General features: G+C 38.9%; 11 protein-coding genes and 1 pseudogene. 2 read left to right on the top strand and 10 right to left on the bottom strand.

All coding sequences use genetic code 11. The features are described from left to right. Window positions 1-125: 125 nt before the first annotated feature. From CLW00_RS17210 to CLW00_RS17255, 10 genes are all read right to left on the bottom strand, one after another. The gene (locus CLW00_RS17210) at window positions 126-1,487 is read right to left on the bottom strand and encodes a glucoamylase family protein (RefSeq protein WP_106134930.1); all 1,362 of its coding nucleotides are present in this window, start codon (window positions 1,485-1,487) and stop codon (window positions 126-128) included. A 5-nt stretch (window positions 1,488-1,492) separates the two neighbouring features. Next, window positions 1,493-3,451, bottom strand: coding sequence for a glucoamylase family protein (locus CLW00_RS17215; protein WP_106134931.1), 1,959 nt, complete (start codon window positions 3,449-3,451; stop codon window positions 1,493-1,495). A 45-nt stretch (window positions 3,452-3,496) separates the two neighbouring features. Then, complete coding sequence (locus CLW00_RS17220; RefSeq protein ID WP_106134932.1) at window positions 3,497-4,582, bottom strand: LamG domain-containing protein; 1,086 nt, start codon at window positions 4,580-4,582, stop codon at window positions 3,497-3,499. 15 nt (window positions 4,583-4,597) lie between these two features. After that, window positions 4,598-6,142: a RagB/SusD family nutrient uptake outer membrane protein gene (locus CLW00_RS17225; protein WP_106134933.1), complete on the bottom strand. Its 1,545-nt coding sequence runs from the start codon at window positions 6,140-6,142 to the stop codon at window positions 4,598-4,600. Between the two features lie 4 nt (window positions 6,143-6,146). Then, complete coding sequence (locus CLW00_RS17230) at window positions 6,147-9,131, bottom strand: SusC/RagA family TonB-linked outer membrane protein (RefSeq protein WP_245917353.1); 2,985 nt, start codon at window positions 9,129-9,131, stop codon at window positions 6,147-6,149. A gap of 419 nt (window positions 9,132-9,550) precedes the next feature. Further along, window positions 9,551-11,476 carry a 7TM diverse intracellular signaling domain-containing protein gene (locus CLW00_RS17235; RefSeq protein WP_106134934.1) on the bottom strand — a complete coding sequence of 642 codons (1,926 nt, stop codon included), beginning with the start codon at window positions 11,474-11,476 and terminating at the stop codon, window positions 9,551-9,553. A gap of 338 nt (window positions 11,477-11,814) precedes the next feature. Beyond that, window positions 11,815-12,036: a hypothetical protein gene (locus CLW00_RS21445; RefSeq protein WP_106134935.1), complete on the bottom strand. Its 222-nt coding sequence runs from the start codon at window positions 12,034-12,036 to the stop codon at window positions 11,815-11,817. Window positions 12,037-12,190: 154 nt separating this feature from the next. Continuing rightward, entirely contained in the window at window positions 12,191-15,739 is a 3,549-nt protein-coding gene (locus tag CLW00_RS17245) for a VCBS repeat-containing protein (protein ID WP_106134936.1), read from the bottom strand. A 208-nt stretch (window positions 15,740-15,947) separates the two neighbouring features. After that, on the bottom strand, window positions 15,948-17,471 hold the full coding sequence (locus CLW00_RS17250; RefSeq protein WP_106134937.1) for a RagB/SusD family nutrient uptake outer membrane protein: 1,524 nt from the start codon (window positions 17,469-17,471) through the stop codon (window positions 15,948-15,950). Window positions 17,472-17,495: 24 nt separating this feature from the next. Then, window positions 17,496-20,567: a SusC/RagA family TonB-linked outer membrane protein gene (locus tag CLW00_RS17255; RefSeq protein WP_106134938.1), complete on the bottom strand. Its 3,072-nt coding sequence runs from the start codon at window positions 20,565-20,567 to the stop codon at window positions 17,496-17,498. Between the two features lie 856 nt (window positions 20,568-21,423). Between CLW00_RS17255 and CLW00_RS17265 the strand changes: the two genes are divergently transcribed. Together CLW00_RS17265 and CLW00_RS17270 are read left to right on the top strand one after the other, a co-directional pair. After that, window positions 21,424-23,268, top strand: a complete 1,845-nt coding sequence (locus tag CLW00_RS17265) for a 7TM-DISM domain-containing protein (protein WP_170073242.1) — start codon at window positions 21,424-21,426, stop codon at window positions 23,266-23,268. 190 nt (window positions 23,269-23,458) lie between these two features. Next, a pseudogene (locus CLW00_RS17270) lies at window positions 23,459-23,646 on the top strand (transketolase); the annotation flags it as partial.

Below are 23,646 nucleotides of genomic sequence, written 5' to 3' on the forward strand. Positions count from 1 at the left end.
GTTTTTTTGAATATTCATTGCATACTTTTAGTGTAAAGCAATTCTTACGAGCTGATACTGAAACCGTGAGTATAGGCTTTATTTCCTCTGTTTCCTGTTCACTCTTTTGTATACTTCAATATATGCTATTCTACCTGAGGACTCTCTATATCAAGCTTTTTTAATCCTTGCTGAATTTCAGGAGCACTCATAAATAGATCCCAAAGCAATCCCGTGCGGTGGTTTTCCATCATGACGACTATTGGACCTTGATCAATAGCTAGATACCTTTGGGGAAACCAATCATCCGTCTCACTGAAAGCATCATAAAAGCCATATTCGCCAAAGAGTTTGTCGCCAAATGTTTCATACCAATGACGCATAGCTTGCATGGAATATTCAGGCGTGTAGGGGAAGGATGAAAGGGCTGCAGTAGGAGTAATTACACCTTTATCTCGTTTTTCACCAGGTGCATGTCCAGAATAGCCGTTTACGGAATAACTTGCTGTCAAACCCCAGCTGTTTTCTCCATAACCTTTAAAGTCTAATGGATTATCTACACACCAAGCTCTATTGATCAAAGTATGGTTGGTGTTGTGTTCCCAATAATCAGCATATTGATCCTTGAGCCCTCTAGGGTCCAAACCAACATAGGAATAATGAGCCCAGAATAATGGACCCCCGTATTGTTCAGTGCCATTATGTCGTAGAGCTAGGTGATGTCCATAGGCTTCATGATCCTTGTCGTTTTTTATTTCCCCATCCCTATTCCAACCTTTATGGTATACTGAGGCGGGAACGCTATGCGTAGGTGAGGATGCGGCAAGTATGTACATGATTTGACATTCATTGTATCCAGTTACGGCGAAGTTCATATCCCAATCATGATTAGGGCTCCAATGCCAGTAAAGCACATCTTCTCCGCCCTTGGTATACCAGTCAAACTCAGCTGCTTTCCAGAGTGTATCCATTCTTTCAGCAAGTTTTTTTTCATTATCGTCTCCATCTATCAGGTATTGGCGGGCGGTCAAGAGCCCTGTAAGCATAAATGAGGTTTCTACCAGGTCCCCACCATCATCTTTTTTGCTGAATGGCTTGACTTCTCCAGTCTCGCCGTTCCACCAATGAGGCCATACACCATGAAAGCTGTCAGCATTTTCTAAAAAAGTCACAATTCTTTCCAGCCTTTTGACACCTTCTTCACGAGAGATAAAACCCCTTTCAATCCCAACCAATATTGCCATCACGCCAAAACCGCCACCTCCAGAAGTCACTATGTTTTTGTCATCTTGAGGATATTCACCATCTACATGGTAGCGTTCCCGAGCCAAGCCTGACTTAGGCTCGGCACCATCCCAGAAATACTTGAAAGTGCGGTATTGTACCAGGGTGAAAAGAGAGTCATCAGTGATCCTTTCTTCTAGGGATGCTGATCCAGTAGTGTTTTTTTGCTCACAGCTTGCAAGTATTGCAGTAATGCAAGCCAGTAGTAAATATATCTTCTTCATTTTTTTTAGTAGTTAAAGTTTAACTCTTTTAAGCCTTTTTGGAAAATTTCATTTTTGTGCATCAGGTCCCATAAAAGACCTGATCTGTAGTTTTCTATCATAATAATTATCGGACCTTGATCTATAGCCAAGTAACTGCTAGCATACCAGTCCTCCGTGAGGTTAAATGCATCATAAAACCCATACTCTCCCCAAAGTCTATCTCCTAGTTGGAAGTAAAAAAAGCGTAAAGCTTGGAGGGATTCCTCCGGTGTGTATGGCATTGATGAAAGAGCGGCAGTAGGGGTGATGACGCCTCTGTCATTGAGAGGGGAGTGAGCAGAGTAGCCGTTTTCATTATCACTTGCTGTAAGGCCCCAGTTAGACTCACTATAGCCTACAAAGCTTTTTGGATTATTCATCACATAGGCTTGGTTGATCCTGCTGTGGTTGATATTTTGCTCCCAATAATTGGCATATTGGTCGGATAAATTTCTTGGATCAACTCCCAAATATGAATAATGGGCAAAAAAGAGTGGACCACCCAAATCCTTACCCAACGGGAGTGGGATTCCATAGTATTCAGAACCATTTACCATAGCGCCTCCTCTAGCCCAGCCTGTTTCATAGACAGATTTGGAAATAGGGTAGGAGGGTGAGGCCGCCGCAAGAATGTAGGTAATTAAACATTCATTATAGCCCTGTATTGGCAAGTTCATTGCCCAGTTTACATTTGGAGACCAATGCCAATACAAGACATTTTGGTCACGGGTATACCAAGACCATTCCACTTCTTTGTAGATATTAAGAATCCTTTCCCTGAGCTCATTTTCTTCGATTACATTCTCGCTGAGATAACTTCTTACCGTAAGTAAGCCCTGTAGTAGTAAGGCGGTTTCGACTAAGTCTCCGCCATCATCTTGGTTACTGAAAGGGATGGTTTTGCCTGTATTGCCATCTAGCCAATGGGGCCAAGCACCATGAAATCGGTCGGCATTTTCAAGGAAAGTCAGGACTTTTTGCCAGCGTTTTATTGCCTCGTCTCGAGTGATAAAACCTCTTTCAACGCCGACAATCATTGCCATAACTCCAAAACCGGAGCCACCGGTTGTGACTAGGTTGCCTGAAGTGTTTCTTTCGCGGGCCATTCCAGAGGCTTCATGCCCAAATTCCCAAAAGTACCCAAAGGTTTTTTCTTGAACCAAGTGCAAGAGACTTTCATCATCCATAAAAGGCATCACGGATTCAGGGGCTGCCCCAGTATAGAATGTAAATGATGCCCCTGAAAATGCAGCGCCATCTAGTCCCAGGAGTTCATTGCTTATGGTAAAAGTATATTTTTTGAAGTGTTCGAGTTTGTCTTTGAAGGAGATGTTGTACGTATTTGTGGCTCTTTTATCGACTTCCCACTGCCCCGAACTCATACCTTCTATACTGATCATTTTTTCTAGTTGATCTGGATCCACCTCTTCTGAAAATGTGATTTCAATATTTGGAGACAAGGCTACATCAGTAATTCTGCCATTTAGTAATTTCTTTGAATCGATGAATTCAACTTTGTTAATCGTCAGTGGATTGTTTCCTGTTTGGAAATATAGAGAAGCGCTTTTTGTTTGTTGTCCCAAAGAGCTTTGGAGACCTTCATTTATCTGAATTTGGTATAGTGTTCCTGTTTTCAATGGTTGACTGGGACTGAGAGATATTAAAGTGCCATTCGAGAACAAGTTGAAATTGTATGGGATCACCTCTCCTTGAGTTTTGAGTACTATATTATCTTCAATTGTGACTGAAGAAAGAGGCTTTGAAAACTCCAATTGTATAGGTCTATCAATGGGTGCTGTTAGTAAAGTGTCCCCTTGTAGGGGTATTTCTTCAATTCCAATGGTTGCAGCAATGATATATAAAGAGGAATACTCTTCCTCCAGCTCTTGACAGGACTGGAAGAAAAGTATTCCTAATAAACAAATAACTGTTTTTAATTTCATACATATTGATTCATGACTTTCAAAAAAATGAACTTCATAATCAAATCAATTCATCTCGTTTTGCATGATGTTTTGGATTTGTTCCTGACTCAATACAGCATCGAAAATTCGAAGTTCATCTATAAGACTTTGTGTAGATCGATGACCCCATTCTACGAATCGTGGTGCACCGGAACCAACAGAGATTATATCACAATTTTCCCAATCGATACCAGGATAAGTCCCATGACTTACAACTTCTCCATCAATATAAACTGTGCAGGTTTGCTGAGAGATGGTGATGGCAATGTGTGACCAATCGTCTTCTGAAGGATCAATATCAGCCGCTGGACCACCATCGAACCAGTTATCACCACTTCCATTTCCTACATTCAGTTTAAACCTTTGATTAGGTCCAGCCGCTTCTCTGAATAACCTGAATCCCTTTTCCCTATAATTCTGGTTAGTTGGATTGTCCTCATCAGGAGCACTCATGACCAATATCCCAGCTCTATTAGGATCACCATTCAATTTATACCAAAAAACAGCAGAAAACTCTTCATTGGTCAAGTTATCAGCTGGATAAACCAAAAAACCATCAGCAGAACCTCGATAGGCTCTACCTACTTTACCTTCGGCAAAACCCACACCAGTACCGTTAACATCGGGATTATTTATCCTTACCAATTCAGTGAAATCCCCATCGAAAGGAGCATAAAAAACTTCATTTTCATAAATGGGACGGTAGGGTTCTATTTTTGTAAAATTAACGGTTTCAACTGTTTCCTTGCCAGATAAATCCTGTGCTCTAGCTTCTAAAACATGTTCTCCATTTCCCAGATTTTCATATTCAAATTCCAGCAAGGCTCTTCTGAAATCTAAAAATTCCTCAAACCTTGCTATTTCTGTTCCATTGAGAGTTAAAGCTACCCAATCGATTTCAATATCATCAGTTACTTCCAAATCAATATTGATAGAGGTGATATCTTCAACTACTCTAATCTGTGTACCTTCCAAAGGGAAGTTGAAACTGATGGAAGGTGCTTCCATATCCTCTCCAGGATCTACTGCCTGAATATCATCAATATAGGATTGCTCACATGCTGTGAAGCTGAAAGCAAACATTATAGCTATTAATTGTAATTTTTTCATAATCTGTAATTGTTTTTATTCTCCTCTTTGATTGGCTGCTTCTCTGATTTGAGGGATGATGTCTTGTTGTTCAAGTGGATATAGCAAATACCTGTGTCTGGAAGGCTCGAAATTTCTTCCCTCATAGTTTAGCTCCTCATATTTGCCGTGTCTGACAAGATCCGCAAAGCGAATGCCCCACTCGGTACCGAATTCAGCAAATTTTTCGTCCAATACCACATCCAAATCAACTGAACTCAAAGGGCTTAATCCAGCTCTCTGCCTTATGGTATTGACGGCTTCAGCGGCAGACATCACACCACTGCTAGCTCCATTTACCAGAGCTTCAGCATGCATTAACAGTATTTCTGCATATCTGATAACTTGGAAATTATTGTTTGTTCCATAACCAAATCTGCCTGGGGTAAGCTGTACAGATGGTAAATAAAACTTACCACTCAAAAACAAATATCGTGGATGGTTATTGAATCTGTCACCATCTCTTGTTGTATTGGAAATCCATTCAGGCAATTCCGCAAAATCAGGGTCTTCCTGAATGGCAGCTATACCATCAGGGGTAAACAGTACTGAAGTTTCCAATCTCACTTGCTCATTTCTGCTCAACATGAACTTGATGTATTTTTGAGAAGGTTCCCAAAATCCCCATCCTTGACCGGCTCCAGAAACTGCAGGTGTCCAACTTGCAGGTCCATAGGGGCTGAAATTAAAGCTGATGTTGGTTCCACTCGCTTGACCGAAATCAGAATACTGAGCTTCCAATAGATTCTCATTGTCCAATTTGCCAGGAATTTTGAATAATTGATAGAAATCATTATTCAAAGTGAATAGGTTACTTGAGATGATTTGATCGGTAGCCTCAACAACTCCGGCATAATTTTTCAATTCCAAATTTGCCATTGCTTTGACTGCTAATGCTGTGGCCTGTGTTACTCCTCCTCTTACATCAGACCTCTGATTTGGCCTAACACTTGGTAATAATGGAATAGCTTCATCCATAGAGTTGGAAATGTATTCCATGACTTCATCAAAAGTTGAAACTGGTACATCAAACAGGTGGGATGGTTGAGATTGATTTGGGATTAAAATTCCACCCCAAAGTCTGGCTAACTGTAGTAATTCAAAGCCTTGTAGAACTTTGATTTCGGCGATGAATTGCTGAGCATTGGCTGAATTTGCTCCAGCTTCTTCATATTTCTTGATTTCTTCGATAGCACCATGCCAGAAAAGAAGATCAGAATAGAGGTTTAACCAAACAGAATTATACATCCAAAAGTTACGATCATATCGGTACATATCAGTTTCCTGAAGAGGGAATTGGTCGCCAGCAGAATTTACATCGTCACCTCTTACTCCGATAATTGGATGTGTTTCCCATTGCATTGAGTAAAATTGCGAATAGGCACCATATAGCATCAATATCATATTTCCAGATTGAGTATAATCTGTTCCCTCAACTAGAAATTCATTTTCCAATGGTTCATCTAACATATCCGAACAGGATATCATTAGGGATAAAATAGGCACTAAGGCCAGTACTCGAAATATATTTTGGGTATTCATTATATTATAATTTAATATTCAAACCTAAAGTGTAAATCGCAGGAATAGGGTATACCTGACGGTCGATACCATTGGCTACTTCCGGATTAAATCCATTATAGTCAAATACAGTTAAAGGCCTTTCAGCTGTAACTGTAACCGCAGTCCTTGGCATTTTCACGCCAAATATTTCTCTGTCTATAATTGAATAAGTCAACCTGACATTTTGGATTCTCCAATAAGAACCATCTTCGACAAAAAAGTCACTCATATTCTGATTCCAGCCTCTTCTCAATCCCGAAGCTGAAGGATATGCGTTTGAAGTTCCTTCACCTCGCCAAAGGTTATTTGCCAAATCAGCATCAATATTTGTATCATTGGTAAAGATGATTTCCCCTCTTTTCCTATTTAAAATACTAAAGCCTGACTGCCCTTGAAATAATGCTGAAAAATCCCAGTTTTTGTAGGTAAAACCGAAATTAGCTCCAAATGTCAGTTTGGGTAGGTAAGACCCTAATACGACCCTGTCTTCATCATTGATAACTCCATCACCATTTTGATCTTTGAAAATCAAGTCGCCAGGCTGAAGGTTATTGTTTTGTATAAACTCTGAGGAATATCCTGAATTATCGATATCTGCCTGATTTTGGAAAACTCCGACCACTTCATAACCATAAAATGCTTGAAATGGCATACCTATAATTGATCTCTGACGGAATTCTGCTGATCCTCCATCTAATCCATCAGGACCTCCAAGACCAAGCACGCTGTTATTTAAAGTTGCAATGTTACCGCCTACATAGTAGGAGAAATCATTAGTGATATTATCTCTCCAATTAAGTGAAATTTCAAGCCCTTCATTTCTTATAGAACCGACGCTACGTCTTTCGCTTGCTCTGATAACAGGTGGAATGATCACCACAGATAGGTTTCGGGTGTCTCTGACAAAGTAGTCAGCGTCTATACTTAACCTATCTCTGAACATCCTGGCATTGAAGCCAATATTGGTTTCAACGGTAGTTTCCCACCTGTCAATAAGGTCAAATGTCGGGTTGAGTCTTCTACCAATCCTTAATGTATTGTCAATGGCGGCAGTAGTTTCATTCAGAGTAGGTGCACCTACAGCCTGCCTTATGCCGTCATTTCCGAGTTGTCCCCATGATCCTCTTAATTTTAAGAAGTTTATTGCAGGCACATTGAAAAATGATTCTTCAGATATTACCCAGCCTGCACCGAAAGTGGCAAAATTCCCCCATTTTTCTTGGAATTTGTTATTTCCGTCTCTTCTGAAAGTACCGTAAAGCAAGTATTTATCATCATAATTATAGGCAACTCTTGAGAAATAAGATAAGAAAAACAGATTGTAACCGCTGTCTCCAATACCATTTAAATCAAAGTCCGTTGAATTTGACAAGTACCAAAATTGTTCATTGTCTCTTCCAGGAGATGGGTTAAGGTTTGCTCCTCTAGCAAAAAGGCTTTCTCCTGTTTCGCTTCTGAAAGATTGTCCAAGGACCGCCGTGATATTATGTTTCCCGAAGTTATTCCTGTAGGTAAGGAAGTTGTCTAAAATCTGATCGAAACTGGATGAATTTCTCCTACCCAGGGCAGAAAGCCTTTCGGTGACACCATCGTTATAAGGAAGACTTACCGACCTGTTCCTCAAACTGGTTATGTTGTAATTATATTGAGTTCTAAAGGTTAGTTTGTCATCAAGAATTCTGGCTTCAGCATAAAAGTTACCAAGTACTTTTGAGATATCATTTCGATTGTCATTGTACTCCAGAGCGTAAAAAGGGTTTTGTGGGCTTCTATACCCGAGTTGTTGCGCATTTGATAAACCAATTGGTGATGCTCCAACATTCCCTGGATCAAAAGCGGGCTGAATAGGAACGGCGAAATATCCTGTAAACCATGCTCCGTTATCAGCATTAAATTGTTGGGCTGTACTGATATTTAGGTTACCGCCTACATTTAACCAATCTTTGATGTCTGAATCTAATTTTACCCTGAAGTTCAATCTTTTATACTCATTTCTGGTATTGTTGAGAAGTCCCTTTTGGTCAAAATAACTTCCTCCTAAAGAAAATCGCGTGGTTTCATTGCCGCCATTAAAAGACAAAGAATGGTTTTGAATGGCTGCAGGGCTCATGATTTCTGAAAACCAATCCGTATTTACATCAGGAAGATTAGGGTCAATTCTGCTCCTTCCATAGCGCTGTATGGCATTTTGAACAAACTGCATGTCAGCTGCAGCACCTGTTTCATTTACATAGTTTACGTATTGCTGGGTATTGGCCATTTGCAATACATTTTGCGGATTTTGGACGCCATAGTATCCATCATATACAATTTCCCCTTTTTGATTGTAAGATCCAGTTTTTGTTTCAATCAATACAACTCCATTTGCAGCCCTTACACCATAAATTGCAGCGGCTGAAGCATCTTTTAGTACTGAGATTGTTTCTATATCATTTGGACTTAAAAAATCAATATTGTCTAAGAACATCCCGTCAACTACGTATAGTGGAGCTGCACCTCCTTCAAAGGAACCGATTCCCCTTACCCTCACCGTAGGGCCTGCACCTGGGGCGCCGTTACTTACAATTTGTACGCCCGCTACTCTACCTTGGAGTGATTGCATGGCCTGGGCATTGGGAGTCTTGGCGATATCGTCGGCTTTTACGGTAGAAATTGCGGACGTTAGGTCTCGCTCTCTTTGGGTACCATATCCAATTACCAACACCTCATCCAAAGATTGGGTGTCTTCCTCCATTGATACATTGATGACACTTTGGTTACCAACTGCACGCTGAACCTTAGTGAATCCAACAAATGAGAAAACAAGTACTTCCTCCGAACCTGCTTCAATACTATAATTCCCGTCTACATCGGTAACCGTTCCTCTGGTCGTTCCATTAATTTGTATGGTGACACCGGGAAAAGATTCTCCATTTTGGTCAGTAACATTTCCCGTGACAGTGGATTGCTGCGCTGTAAGCTGCTGCATGAATACCAGATTTAATAAAAGGATTTTAATCATTAAAAAACTCCTTTTAAGCATGACTGGCGTGGTCAACTTTTTTCGTAAATTTTTAGGCATAATTGTTAATAATTTGAAATAAGATTAGTAAGGCCTACCGTTTGTAGTTATTCCCTCTGAAAAATTAAAATTTAAAAAAGTGTAAAGCTCCTTTCACTTAGAAAAAGGCTAAATATTACCTGAAAAATCACTGAAATTTCTAGAACTTTTTATCGCTTAAATACTAAATAAAAACCCCTTTGTATGTGTAACTGGAGGCTTTTATGAAGTGGATTTAACGCATGAACAACAATGTTTTAATTAATTAAATAGTTCTTAACAAAGTTTATAATTCATCTAAAATTTGTTTGAAAATATGCTAACCAAATTCTTTTTAAAATAAAATATTAGTTGCTCTTGGTGCTGCTTTTTTCAGCCAAAATAATCAAGTCATCTAATGTCATTTCATGTTCTGTTGACTCTGAATTTTGATTTACTTTCTTTCTGAAACTCCAAACTGTATTTTTCCTTATATCCAAAATATTTGATAATTCTTCAATTGTTTTTGGTTCGGAGTTGGAAATTACTGAGTAGGCAATAAACAAAGCTTTTTCAATAGGGAATCGGATTCCGTGAAAGATTGTACCAGCTGTAACCGAATCTATAAAGCCACATTTTGAGCATCTTCTTGTAAATATTTTAGGGCCATTGCTGTAGTTTTTGCCCTCACATTGCCTACAGGTAAAACCTTTGCCCCATTTGAGTTCTTCTAAATACCTGTAACAGGCAGACGCCTCAGGGAATATCTTATTGAATTCCTCATAGGTAAGGGATTTTTTGCGAAGACGATCTTTTAATGAAGCTCTGATAGAGCTTTTTAACTTCCAATTGTCCTTATCCAGTGAAGAATTCATTTTCTTAATCTGTTGATCCATATCCTTGAGTTGCTGATTGTATGTCTCTAACAGGTTGTTTTTTTTCTCTAATTCTAAGGTTCTTTCTCTTACCTTTAACTCCAGCTCTTTATTGACTTTTTCTTTGAGCGCAATATTTTCTTTGTATTGATTGAGACTTCTTTTTAGGGCCCTGTCACGGATTTCTTTCATGATTCTTATTCGGTCACCCAATGCAAATGACAGCAATATCATTTCGAGTAAAAAAGCAAAATGTAGGCTATAGTAAACAAGGGTGTTGTGTTCAATTATTGCCAAATTCGCCAAGAGTTTTATCAATGCTCCTAGAAATAGCACTCCATACGCAATTACAAAGAGTCTTGCACTTTTGTGGCCTTTTACCCACACATAGATACCTGTGATAAATATCAGAGAGAACGGAAGAACATCGTAGTAACCAATCTCAAAATACTTTAAATTGATAAACAAACCGGATAAAAAGTACCCTGTTTTAATCAAAAGAGAACCAATCAAGGCAAAATGTAATTTTTTGGCTCTTCGGGCTGTATTGAGAAAGCGAATGGTAAAAAGGATTGCCCAGAATATAAGTGAAAAGCTAAACACCCCATTTGAAATATGATTGTATTCTGGAGTGTCAGGCCACAGAAACTGATACCCCACACCATCTAGGCTCATTGTAAATAGACTTACACTAATTAAGTAAAATATGTAATACACATACTTTAACTCCCTTACAGCCAAAAAAACAATGAGATTATAAAAGGCAATTATACTTATCATTCCGTAAAACAATCCGTAAAAAAGGTATTCATTCAGGGCATAATAAATAAACCTATCATAAGACCTTATTGCAATCCGGACATCCGCTTTTTGGTTGGACTTTATTTTAAAAAAGAACATATTCTCATCATTCAAGTCTGATGGGACTAATATCTGGAAGTTCTTGTGGCTGAAAGTTCTTTGTTGAAATGGTAAAGAACTTCCCATTTGAGATTGCTTGTATGTCCCGTTTCCATTAGGAATATATGCTTCAATGAAGCTTATACTTTGGTCATAAAATTCAATAAGCCATATTTTCTCACTCTTTAGGGTAGGATCAAAAGAGAGTTTTACCCAATAAGTAAAGTCAGGGTTGAAGTTGTTTTTTGTGAAATCGGGTTGTCTTGTAAATTTGTCCGAAGCTTTTCCACTTATGATATCTTCGAATTTCAGGTTGTTGTCACGGTCCTCAATGAATGACAGATCAGCAATGGAAATAATAAGCTCATCACTTATTTGAGTTAAATCAATTTTTTCACTCTCTGCATTTACGCTTGGGCTGAAAAAATAAAGAATGAAAGTGAAATAAATAAGCTTCGATATGGGAATATATTTTTTGATGGCGTCTGGTTTAAATTCAAGGTAACCGCTGGAAAGCATTCTGATTTTATAACATTTATTAAATAAAATAAAGTTTAATTGCAGTTATAGCAACAGTATTAGAAATATCAAAGTTACATTTTAATTCGAAGCTTGAATTATTTTTTCCAAGTTCAAGGAATTTCAAAATGAACCATGCCCTGATTTTAAACCAAAGGTTCCAACAAGTCTAAAAATTGATTTTGAACACCAAATGAAATTCACCTAGCTTTGGAAATATCGCTTTGGAATCATGTTGATATTCTAAAAAAAGCCTAACATAATTGCTTATTTTCGAAAAATTCAATGACTTTCTGAATTAGGGCAGTCCAATCTATGAATGAATGTCATCAAAAACCCTATGACTTCTTGCTCTTTTTACCGAATGGTATTCTTAGTATTTCTTTAAAGATCTCTATAATTGCCAGTACTGTGTACTTTAAAATTTTGATATAGCCTCTTACCAAAAAACGGAAGATTTTGGCGAAGATCGAAAACTCATTATTGTTGGATTTTTTTTTAGGTTTTGTTGGCGCATCAAGGATCTGCCCATTTTGCGAATTTGAAGATTTCGTTTTCATGGATTTTGTGTTTGATTTATATCCATTACTATCCAATTATCAGACCGAAATTCTCCCAGAAGCTTTTTTGAGGGTTAAAATCAATTACGTATACAGCTCATTTTTAGAAGCTACACTTTGGTTTGGCAGGCAATGCCAAATTGCAATTCTGATGCTATTCATCAAGAGTTATTGACCTTGTACTGCCATCAAACTGTGTTACTTCAATCAGTTTGCAGTCTTTAGGGATAGGGATTTTACGGGTAGATTGTGATAAGTAGCCTGACCCATAAGGGAATTCAAATGTTTTATTTTGCCTGTTTTCTAGTACAAATGTGACCTTAAAATCTCCTTTTTCTAAGGCAAAAACACCTTGTTTGGCAGTAGTTCCCCTTGAGTAAAAGGCTTTTAAATCGTTTTGATGAGAACTTGAAATAAACAATACTTTTCCCTCTGCAGTAGTCAAAGTTACCAAAGCGCGTCCCTCACTTTCATGCAAAAATCCAGTGTTTTGCAAATGGATTGAAAAATCTCCTTTACCATCTTGACTGAGTACACTTCCAATGGAAGCGTCGTATCGGCCAGTTACTGTTTCATTGCCATAAAAATTCCCAATCAACAAAATTTGATCTTGGGAAAAATCATAGGAAGTTCCATAAATCGGAGAGAATTGAGTCTCTATGGGAAGTGGAGTGAGTACAAACTTGCCCGAATCATCCATTTTCATGATAGAACTTGAAAATTCCCGGGCCTCAAGCTCAAGTGCTTCCTGTCTTTGATTGTCATCAAAAAAGTTTTCGAGTTTGAATTTTGCAAAGACATTATATTTTAAGAAGCGGTTTTTCCAAGATGGAATTTGATTGACCAATTTGTCCCGACCGGCAACAGGATACAAGCCGTCTATAAGATGGGTAAACATGATAGGGTCAATACTGCCATTTTTATCAAAATCATCTGCAATCAGGACAAGCGGCGTCTTTGGGCTGACTTTCCAGCGTGTATTCAACCCTGCATTACCCATTACATATTGTACTTTTCCATGTTCATCAGTACCTATAGCACTTATACTGTTCCACCATCCGGTAGAATTTTCAGGCCCAATTTTTTTTGATACGTCTTTGAATGCCGTGCTGTTACCTTCTCTTTCTTGTTTTAGGAAGGTTATTGGCATCCATTCACCCAACACAATCAAATCCACTAAACCATCCTGATCGAAATCTGTCCACAAGGCTGCGGTTACCATGCCTAAATGGTTTAAATCAGGCATGAATTCACTTGTCCGGTCTTCAAATTTCCCATTGACAAACTTTAGGATGGCTGATGTTGGGGGTAGGGGGTACTTGCCAGGTCTCACTCTACCACCGACAAAAATCTCCATTTCACCATCTCCATCTATATCTGCAGCGGTCACAATTGAGCCGCTGAAATTCATTGAGGGCAGGGCAGCTTCTAAGATTTCAAAATTGCCTTTACCATCATTTAAATACACTCGGTCTTGATAAGATTCGTCCCCTTCAGGGTATCTACTGCCTCCGCTTACAATATACAAGTCCAGATCACCATCATTGTCAATATCAATAAGAAGACATCCCATGTCATCGGCTTGATCGCCTTCAAGTACTTCTTTTTTTATAAAAGTCCCATCCGCTCTTTGGATGAACAAAGCCCTTGGGAATCCAGCAGATCCCCCCACAAAAAGATCATCAAGACCATCTCCATTGACATCGCCTACTGCCAGTCCTGGGCCGTTTTCAGAGTGTTTGTGTGGTAAAAGAACCTGCCTGTTGAAGTCATTGTATGTCCTGTGCTGATGCGTGTGTTCCAAACCCAAAAGCTGTGAAATTTCTGAATATGAATAGAAATGCTCAGTTTCTTCCATATACTCGGGATACTCTGCATCTGTATAACTTACGTTGATTTTGGTATTGATTTGAAAATCCCTCAGGCGCTGTTGTTTTCCATCAGGCCAAGTGACAGTTAATCTTAGATCTTGTGATTCAGCACCTAGCCCAAAATGGGCCATGGGTTCGACAAAAGATTTGTATCCGCGAGTGGGGTAATGTTCATAAAATTGTTTGAATGTCTCATCATGTTGGGAATACTCCAATTCTACAATAGCGCCCAAACCCATGGAATTGTTTTCTGGACCGGTCAGACTTATTTTCAAATAATTTGACTGTTCTGGAAATTTTTCCCTCAGCTGGTTTTGATACAAAAAGGCCATTTCGTTTAGGTTATTGACTACCAAATCCAAATCCCCATCATTGTCTAAGTCTGCATAGGCTGCTCCATTTGAAATTGAAGCATGTATCATTCCCCAATCTTTACTTTTATCCAAAAATGTTAAATCCCTGTTGTTTTTATAGAGGTAGTTGGGCATTTTGACCTCCTTGAGGTTTGAAATTCCTTCATACAATAGAGCCCTTCGGTCTTCAGGAGTTGAGAAAGGGCCAAGGTTTTGGGTAAAGTTGATATGGTCAAGGTCTGTTACGTCTTTGCCATAACCATTGCTGATAAATAAATCTTTGAAGCCATCATTGTCAAAGTCAGCCATCAAAGGTGACCAGCTCCAGTCTGTCTGGGCCACACCTGCCAAGAAACCAATTTCACTAAAAAGTCCATTGCCCCGGTTTACTTGTAGGGTATTCCTGACATATTGTGGTTCATATCCTCTAGACAAATTACTCATGTAAAGGTCATAATTTTCGGTAGGTGAAAACATGGTTTTTTGCCTCTCATTGTCAGGAGGAAACATGTCCAGTACCAAAATGTCTACCAAACCATCATTATTGAAATCAGCAATATCCACACCCATGGCGTTGAAGCTTTGATGCTTAAGCATATTGTCAATCTCATTGGAAAATGTACCATCGCCGTTATTGATGTAGATCACATCATTGGTGATAAAATCATTCGCTACATAGATATCAGGGAAGCCATCTCTATTAATGTCGCTGATGGCAAGACCAAGCCCATAACCCTCAATAAGAATTCCTGCTTCTTGGGTGACATTGCTGAATGTACCATCACCATTGTTTTTGTACAGCTTATCATTGCTCTTTCCTTTTCCTGTAGTCTCCCTTGGTCTTGATGTATTTCTTTGGAATGTTTCCAAAGCATTGGATAGAATATAGAGGTCTAAAAATCCATCTTGATCATAATCGAAAAATGCAGCTTGTGTATTGTAACCTTTATCATCTATCCCATAGTCAGCTGCCATTTCTTTGAAAACAGGAATGCCATTTTCATCCATACCTTGATGCACAAATAACAGGTTTCCATCAGGATAATTTTCTTCCCTGTTAGAAACACTGACATAAATATCCAAAAGGCCATCGTTGTTGATATCTACAAGGGTCACTCCTTCGGTCCAAGAATTTGTGTTGATGTTGGCAGGAACACTGATATCTGTAAATTTTAAGTCCCCTTGGTTCAGGTATAGCTTACACGAGACTTGGTTTCCTGTGAAAAAAATATCAGGTAAACCATCATTGTTAAAATCCCCAACGGCAACACCTGCGCCATTATAGATGTAGTCAAAATCCAGAATGTTGAAATTTTCGTCAATATCTACCTTGTTATTGAAATCAAGACCTGTGTCTTTTGACTGTAATAATTTAAAAAGTGTATTCTCCTCTTGGGTAGGATTACAAGAGTAGAAAAGGATTGATAAGATTGGAAGTAAAATGAAATTTGACTTCCTGTTGAAAAAACGGCTTTTCATCCTGTGGGAGTTTGGGTGATTGATCTTGGTAATTTAGTTTTCAGCTATTTTGAAATATAGACATACTTAAAAAGAAACCCAAAGACCATGTTTGAATAGAGTTTTCGGATTTGAAAGGTAATCAATTAAGGTGTATCTGATTTTATAAAATAGAGGCTATCCTGTGAAGGATAGCCCCGTATTTAGAACATTCGATATGACAGCTTGATTAGTACCCTGGGTTTTGGTCAGAGTTGGTCAAAGCGGCATTGTTATCAATTTCAGCAAAAGGTAAAGGCAGCAAATCATGATGAGGACTGTAGTTTGGCAATGGTTCTCCATCCAATACATTCATCCTTCTCCATCTTCTGATGTCTCTGTTTCTTATTTGCTCACCAGGGAATTCCACACGTTTTTCATGCTGTATAGCCCTTCTCATTTCGTCTTGTGTGCCTACAGGGTATTGTAGGGTAGGGTAGAGGGGCATATTTACATCCGCTCTTTCTCTGGTCGCATTTAGGTATGGAAGTGCGCCGGCTGTATTGCCCAGTTCATTTTCAACTTCAGCCAACATCAACAAAACTTCCGCATATCTTATCACCCTGAAGTTGATTCCTGATTGCATGTTTTCAGCACTCTGCTTATAGATCATGGTGTACTTTCTCCAGCTTGGTTTGGAGTTGTCGCCTTGAACACCATCAGGGGTAAGTACGTTGTTCCCATTGTTGTAGGTATCACCTACTACGTAGAAATTGTATGAAAAACGAGGATCGTCCTTCGCTGCGCCATTTGCTTCTTTTTCAAAAGCATTGACCAGTGAAGTGTTTGGAATTAAGTTTCTCCAAGCAGTAGGGCTATATTCCTGTCCACGGAATGTGGTAAACGAAATACCTGATCCGTCTCCATCCCATACATTAGCATCTCCAAAATCCCTTGTAAACTGAACCTCAAACAGAGATTCTGCATTGTTTTCGTTTTCTTCTTCAAAATTATCCAAATAACGATCAACAAGGCTATACAGACCGGAATTGACAATGTTTTCCAATAATGGTTTTGCAGCTGCAAAGTCACCTTTAAACATATGAACCCTTGCAAGCATTGCCTGCGCCGCACCTGAAGTAGCTCTGCCTAAATCTGCATTGCTGTATTCATTTTTGGAAGGAAGTCGGTTGATGGCTTCGTTAAGATCTGATATGGCTTGTTGGTAAGTTTCTTCCTGGGAAGACCTTGGCAGTGCACTGTTGACAGAAGTTGCCATTTCAGTCATCAACGGAACACCTCCCCAAAGGGAACCCAACTCATAATATGCCCAACCACGCAGGAAATAGGCTTCGCCTAAAATACGGGTTCTTAAGTTTTCAGTGATTTCCTCGGTTGCATTGTCTGCATTATCAATCACGATATTTGCCCTATGAATTACCCTGTACCATCCTCTCCAGTTAGAAATGATCAATGGATTGGAAGGGTCAATTACTCCTTGGGCAACCTGGTTTCTATGGGCTTCCAGTTGTCCTCCTCCTGATTCAACATCGTCTGAAAGCAAGTCTTGTAAAAAGAAGTACTCTCTAATGTATAAGTCAAGGCCCTGCAGGGCTGCATAAACTGAGTTTACACCTGCTTCTAATTGCGGTCCGGAAACAAAAAAGGTTTCCACTGACAATTCATTTGGGTTAACCGGTTCTAGTCTCTCTTCATCACAAGAGACGAACCCAATCAAAATCAAAGTTGCCGTTAATAATATTCTGTACTTCATCTTTTTATACTTTAAATTTTTGAATTAGAACGAAAGCTGGATTCCACCTGTAAATGTTCTTGGTGCTGGGTACTGTCCATAATCAATACCTAAACCTAGGGTTGTATTGATACCTGTTCTTGCCGCAATCTCTGGATCATAGCCAGTGTAATTGGTAATTGTTAATAAGTTTTGGGCTGCTACATATAATCTTACTTTTGAGATTGATCCTTTACTGATTTGATCTAATAATGGAGTAGGCACATTGTATCCCAAGCTCAAATTCTTTATTCTCAAATATGAGCCGTCCTCAATCCATCTCGAACTAGCACGTGCATTTCTATTTGGATCACCATTTACCGCTCTAGGAACATCCGTGTTGGTATTTTCAGGAGTCCATCTGTCCAATACTACCTCACTTGCATTGAACAATCGCGTCATTCCCTCGGTATGGAATCTCAATAAGTTGAATATTTGATTTCCGTAGACACCTTGGACAAACATAGAGAAATCAAAATTCTTATAATTGGCACTAAAGTTTAGACCATATGTGAAGTCAGGTAAGTAATGGCCCAAGAAAGTCCTGTCATTGGCATCTATGGTTCCATCTCCATTCACATCTACAAAGCGAATATCACCTGGAGATGCATTTGGCTGTTGGCTGGACTCTTGACCTTGTTGGAAAAGTCCATCGGTCTGCCATCCGTAAAAATAGCCTATTGGCTTGCCTTCTTCGGTAAATGTCAAGGGATCACCTTGGAATTCAGGGCCGAATATCGTATTTCCTGATCCCAATGAAACCAACTCATTTTGAACAAAACCAATGTTTCCATCAACTGAGAACTGAAAATCTCCACTGTACTTTCTGTATCCAAGCGCTAGTTCTATACCACGGTTGGAAACAGTTCCTACATTGGCTACTGGAGCGCCATCATAACCAAGTGATGGAGGTATAGGTACTCCAAGTATCATCCCTTCTGTCCTGTTGTCAAAAAGCTCCAATGACATATTGAAACTGTCGTTGAACAAGCCTAGATCAATCCCTATGTTTTTCATGATGGTAGTTTCCCATCTCAGGTCGGTGTTGGCCAAGGCTGATATTGTACTTCCAGACTCCAGGCTACCAGCTACAGGATAGAAGAAGTTGCTGTTTATAGTCGCTTGATAGACATAGTCACCAATCTGATCATTTCCTGTTTCCCCATAACTAGCCCTGATTTTCAAATCACTGACACCACTCAAGCCTTGCATGAATGACTCTTCACTGATTCTCCAACCTGCAGATATTGAAGGAAAAGTACCCCACTTATTGGCAGGTCCGAAACGGGAGCCTCCATCTCTTCTGATAGAAGCGCTGAATAGGTATTTCTGATCATAATCGTAATTGAATCTTCCCAAAAATGAAAGGATTGCATATTCTATTCTATTGCTACTTGTCGTCATATTCTGAACTCCTTGCAATTCACGGATTTCGTTGGTCAGGAAGTTCTGACCACTGCCGCTCAAAGAAGTGCTCACGAAACTCTGTTGTTCTGCAACTGCCAGTACATCAAAACTGTGCTTATTGATAGTTTTTTGATAATTCAGTTGGTTGGAAATAAGTGGGGAAAAGAAACTGAACCTGTTTTGACCAATGACAGCAAAAGGTTGCTCATGGAAATCTCCTGATCTGAATCTCGGGGTATACTCATTGGTGGTTCCCATTGCCAGATCTGTACCAACCAAAAACTTATAATCCAACCCATCAAGGATATTTACCTTAAGATAGGCTGTTCCCAGAATTTTATAATCCTGAGTATTGTTGGTCCTCAGATCTGCATTCAATACAGGGTTTTCCGGATCTGATCCATCTACTCTGTCAGGAGACCTAAATCCACCAAGTCGGCTTTCATCCCGCACAGGAATATAAGGCACTTGCTTTACTATATGTTCAAGCTGCGTTCTTCCTCCCGTGAATGGTTCATTATTCCTGTTGGAATATGCAATTGTCAGGGTTTGTCCAACTGTCACCCTGTTGCTTATTTTAAACTCTGTATTGCTTCTGAATGAAAATCTCTCGAAATCTGTACCTCTCATGATACCTTCTTGAGCAAAATAGCCTGCAGAAACATTGTAAAGTACGTTGTCATTCCCTCCTGATATTCCGACGTTGTGGTCTTGTATGCTGGCGGTTCTGAACATTTCATTTTGCCAATTTGTCTCTACATTGGCCAAATCGCCAAGATTGTCAAACCTTTGAGGAGGTGGATCACCTGCATTTCCCAACAAGTCTCTGCCAAATGCCAGGTAATCTTCTCTACCTAGCAAATCCAGCGTTCTCCAAGCTGCCTGAGTACCTACATAAGAATCCACTGTGACCACAGGTTTACCTTTAGTCCCCTTTTTGGTGGTGACCAAGATAACCCCATTGGCTGCTCTTGAACCATAGATCGCCGCAGCGGATGCATCTTTCAATACTTCTATAGATTCAATATCTGCGGTATTGATTTGATTGAGACCGCCTGCGGGAACACCGTCTATGACATACAAAGGATCATTGTTGCCTACAGTTCCTACACCTCGTATTCTGACTACGGGATTGGTTCCTGGTGCTCCTGTATTGGTGACATTTACGCCAGCAGCACGGCCTTGTATTGCAGAAGCCAGGTTAGGAACAGGAAGTTCTCTGATATTTTCAGAAGTAATGGAGGATATTGCTCCTGTCACTTTGGCCCTTTCTTGAGTACCATAGCCCACTATCACAATCTCGGAAAGAGAGCTCTGATCAGGATCCATCGTAACGTTGAAGGTACTGGTATTGCCGACCCGTCTTTCTATGGGTGCATATCCTATAAAGGAAAACACCAATACATCATTTGGGGACACTGATCGAAGCGTAAAATTCCCATCAATATCAGTTGCTGTACCAGAAGTAGTACCTTTGATCAATACATTGACTCCAGGTAAGCTTTCTCCACTATCGGAGGCCATCACTGTACCAGAGACATCGATGAGTTGATTATCAGTTTGGGCCCCTGATTCCATTGGAAACAAGGTCAGCCAAAGGAAAATCAAGCAGATCAAGCTTGCGCTTTGACTCCATTTTCCTTTTTGTTTTTTGTAAATAGTTTTTAACATAGGGTTTGATTGTTTGAGATTTAAATAGATTTGATTTTGAGTTTTCCTTACTCAGGGCAGATTCCGGAAAAACCGGCTCCAAGTGAATTATTTTTAAATAGAGCTAATAAGATTAAATACTTGCTCAGGGAAAAGGTCGATTTAAGGAAACCATTCACTTCTTTATTATGAAGAAAAAATGGGCCAAGAGAAAAACTGCAGAATGCAATGTAGGGTGCAGACTTTTTGAAAAATAGAGTGAAAGTTTTCATTTTCTTTGGGTTTATTGAATACTATCAAATCAAATGGTAAGGCAAGTTTATCATGACATAAAAATCAAGTACTTAACCTGACTATGACCAAATAAGCTTGCTTCATTGCTTTGAATGGGAATTAAATCTATAAAAAAAATGTTATTTATACACTTATAAAAACCTTCAAAATCAGCTATTTATATATTTAATTTCGCTTAGTGATCAAAGAAAAATATGAATAGATAGCAGTTAACACACTGATTTATGAAAAGAAACGAGCTTTTTTAGGTGCTTTAATTGAAAAATAATAATTCCCAAATTGAATCATATAGCGCTTAGATGTAAGTATATGAAAAACAAGTAGATAAAGGTGTTTTTTAAAATCTTTAAAAATTGATTAAAAGCAAAAAATAGAATGGTTATAGTTTAGAGATTTGATTTATTAATTCTAAATAAGTAATCCTAGTAAGTATAATGTTATATTTAATATTGTATAAGTTTCAAACCAATTGTAATTTACTGTTAGGCCTGTGAATATATTCTTAATACGAAATATCTTTTTAGTTTTTACCATACAGATGTATTGCATCTTTCCCTTATTTTCTGCGGAAAGCCTTTTTACTGTGTCTGAACCCATTACTTTATCAAATGAAAAAGAGCAATACTATATCACCAATCAGGTTGAATATTTGGAGGATCCAACAGGAAAACTTTCTATAGATAACATTCTTACCGAATCAATTCAGCGTGGTTTTCAAAAATCAGATAATCCATATACCGATTTTGATAATGTCGATGCTGTACTGTGGGTTCGTGTAAGAATTAAAAATGACAGGAGTGTCCAAAACGAGGCTTGGATTTTTGAATCCTGGGGCTTTGATATCGAAAAAGTGACTTTTTATATTCCTGAGAGGGATGGAGTATTTTATGAAAATGAGGCCGGCTATGGACTTCCTTTTGATACCAGAGCCTTCCCGCATAAAAATTTGAATCAATTAATCAATGTAAGGCCAGGGGAGAGCAAAACTTTTTACCTGAGGGTGCACAGAAACTATTTGATGGGGTTTAGCTTTCATGTCAGAAAACACGATCAGTTTATTTCTCATGCTACAAATGAATATTTTTTCCTTGGTATATATTATGGTGTGCTCTCAATAGTGTTGTTTTTTACGATTTACCTCTTGATGAAGCAAAGAGAGCCTATTTACGCATATTTTGCATTTTTTCTTTTTTCCTGTATCTGGTATTCTTTGGGGAGGGATGGACTGGGCTTCCAATATTTATGGCCCAATATTCCAGAGGTTAATCTTTTGACCAAAAGAATCCTTACACAGCTTCTTTTGGTGGTTTCAGCTTTGTTGTTTGCCAATCATTTTGTCCAGAAACTCGCTAAGGACCTCTGGGTTAAGTGTTCTACTTGGTCAGCGATTGTCTTGATCATTTTGCTAACCATCAACCAAGAATTAGGAATGAAGATCAATGATCAACTTGTGTTGGTTTTGATTACGCTGGTTCTTTTGGTTCCCATAATTTTGATGGTCAGAGCTTTAATCAGGATTAATCAAATCTCTTGGGCACATTCTTTTGCGCTTGTCTGTATGTTGATCGTGATCCTTCAATCATATGCGAGCGAGGCAAATTTTGACTTGTTTGACAATGCCATCGTCAATTGGTATTTCGCTAACCCTGTCATTTTTGCAGAAGTGATATTCTTTTCAATCTCCATCTTTAATCAAATTGGATACTTACAGAAAAAGGGCTTAGAGGCGGATAGAGACCTGAACATTGTTTTGAGGGAAAAAAACAGGCTTCAGGATGAACTCAACAACAAATTGAAGAAGCGTGTAAAGAAACGTACCGAAAAAATCAATGACTTGGCGAATGAATTGTCTTTAAAAAACCGTCAGCTTCTTACAGCAAACAATAAGCTCAGGCAATTAAACGAACAGGTAATTTCGGAAAATAAAACCCTAAGCCTTAGTAACATTGAATTGAGAGAAGGGCTTGAAAAAACCACCCAAGCGATGGTGTTGATGAAAGGGTTTGATTTCGGGGAGTTCCAAAAGATTTTCCCTGATAGAGATGCTTGTTGCAAATTTTTATCCGAGTTGAAGTGGGCCAATGGGTTTCATTGTCGGAAATGTGGCTACAATAAAGCTACCAGTACAAAAGCTTTTGGGAGGAGGTGTAGAAATTGCAATTACAATGAGTCTGCAACCAGCAATACACTTTTTCACAAGATTAAATTTCCTATTGAAAAGGCTTTTTACATGTTGTATTTATCCAACAGAAAGGATGTAAGCTTGACTCTAAATGAATTGTCTGAGATAATTGAGCTTAGGAGAGAAACGTGTTGGGCGTTTAAGAATAAGATTGAAGCTTCAAAAGAAAAAATCGATTTCAATGGTGAACTCAATGGCTGGGAAACCTTGGCTTTGGTAGACTTGGAGAGTGACAAGGAAATCTGATCCTACCCAAAAAAGTATAATCCCAATCGATTGCGCAAAGGTCAGGTAGTTTCCAATCACTTGGTTAGGCTGCTTTTCTTGAAAAGGATAGGCTCAAATTGTTAAAATATAAGTGATTAACTTTTTAAATGTATTTTTTACACTTAAATTGAGATTTTAAAAATGAATATTTACAAACCTAATTATTTGGATGATGCAAATAAATGAATTGGCACAAATCAGTTCCCAAGTAAGGAGGGATTGTCTGCGTATGGTCCACGCCGTACAGTCCGGCCATCCCGGTGCAGCCCTTGGCATGTGCGAATATGTTGTAGCGCTTTATTTCAATGAAATGGAGCACAACAGTGATTTCAAAATGGAAGGCAAAGGTGAAGACCT

The organism is Mongoliibacter ruber, from assembly GCF_003003005.1.
In the GTDB taxonomy this organism is placed as follows: domain Bacteria; phylum Bacteroidota; class Bacteroidia; order Cytophagales; family Cyclobacteriaceae; genus Mongoliibacter; species Mongoliibacter ruber.

Coding starts and splice junctions, on each gene's coding strand:
- CLW00_RS17235 (WP_106134934.1), bottom strand. CDS start 11,476: ATGCTTTCCAGCGGTTACCTTGAATTTAAACCAGACGCCATCAAAAAA.
- CLW00_RS17225 (WP_106134933.1), bottom strand. CDS start 6,142: ATGAATACCCAAAATATATTTCGAGTACTGGCCTTAGTGCCTATTTTA.
- CLW00_RS17220 (WP_106134932.1), bottom strand. CDS start 4,582: ATGAAAAAATTACAATTAATAGCTATAATGTTTGCTTTCAGCTTCACA.
- CLW00_RS17210 (WP_106134930.1), bottom strand. CDS start 1,487: ATGAAGAAGATATATTTACTACTGGCTTGCATTACTGCAATACTTGCA.
- CLW00_RS17245 (WP_106134936.1), bottom strand. CDS start 15,739: ATGAAAAGCCGTTTTTTCAACAGGAAGTCAAATTTCATTTTACTTCCA.
- CLW00_RS17255 (WP_106134938.1), bottom strand. CDS start 20,567: ATGTTAAAAACTATTTACAAAAAACAAAAAGGAAAATGGAGTCAAAGC.
- CLW00_RS17230 (WP_245917353.1), bottom strand. CDS start 9,131: ATGCAGCAGCTTACAGCGCAGCAATCCACTGTCACGGGAAATGTTACT.
- CLW00_RS21445 (WP_106134935.1), bottom strand. CDS start 12,036: ATGAAAACGAAATCTTCAAATTCGCAAAATGGGCAGATCCTTGATGCG.
- CLW00_RS17250 (WP_106134937.1), bottom strand. CDS start 17,471: ATGAAGTACAGAATATTATTAACGGCAACTTTGATTTTGATTGGGTTC.
- CLW00_RS17215 (WP_106134931.1), bottom strand. CDS start 3,451: ATGAAATTAAAAACAGTTATTTGTTTATTAGGAATACTTTTCTTCCAG.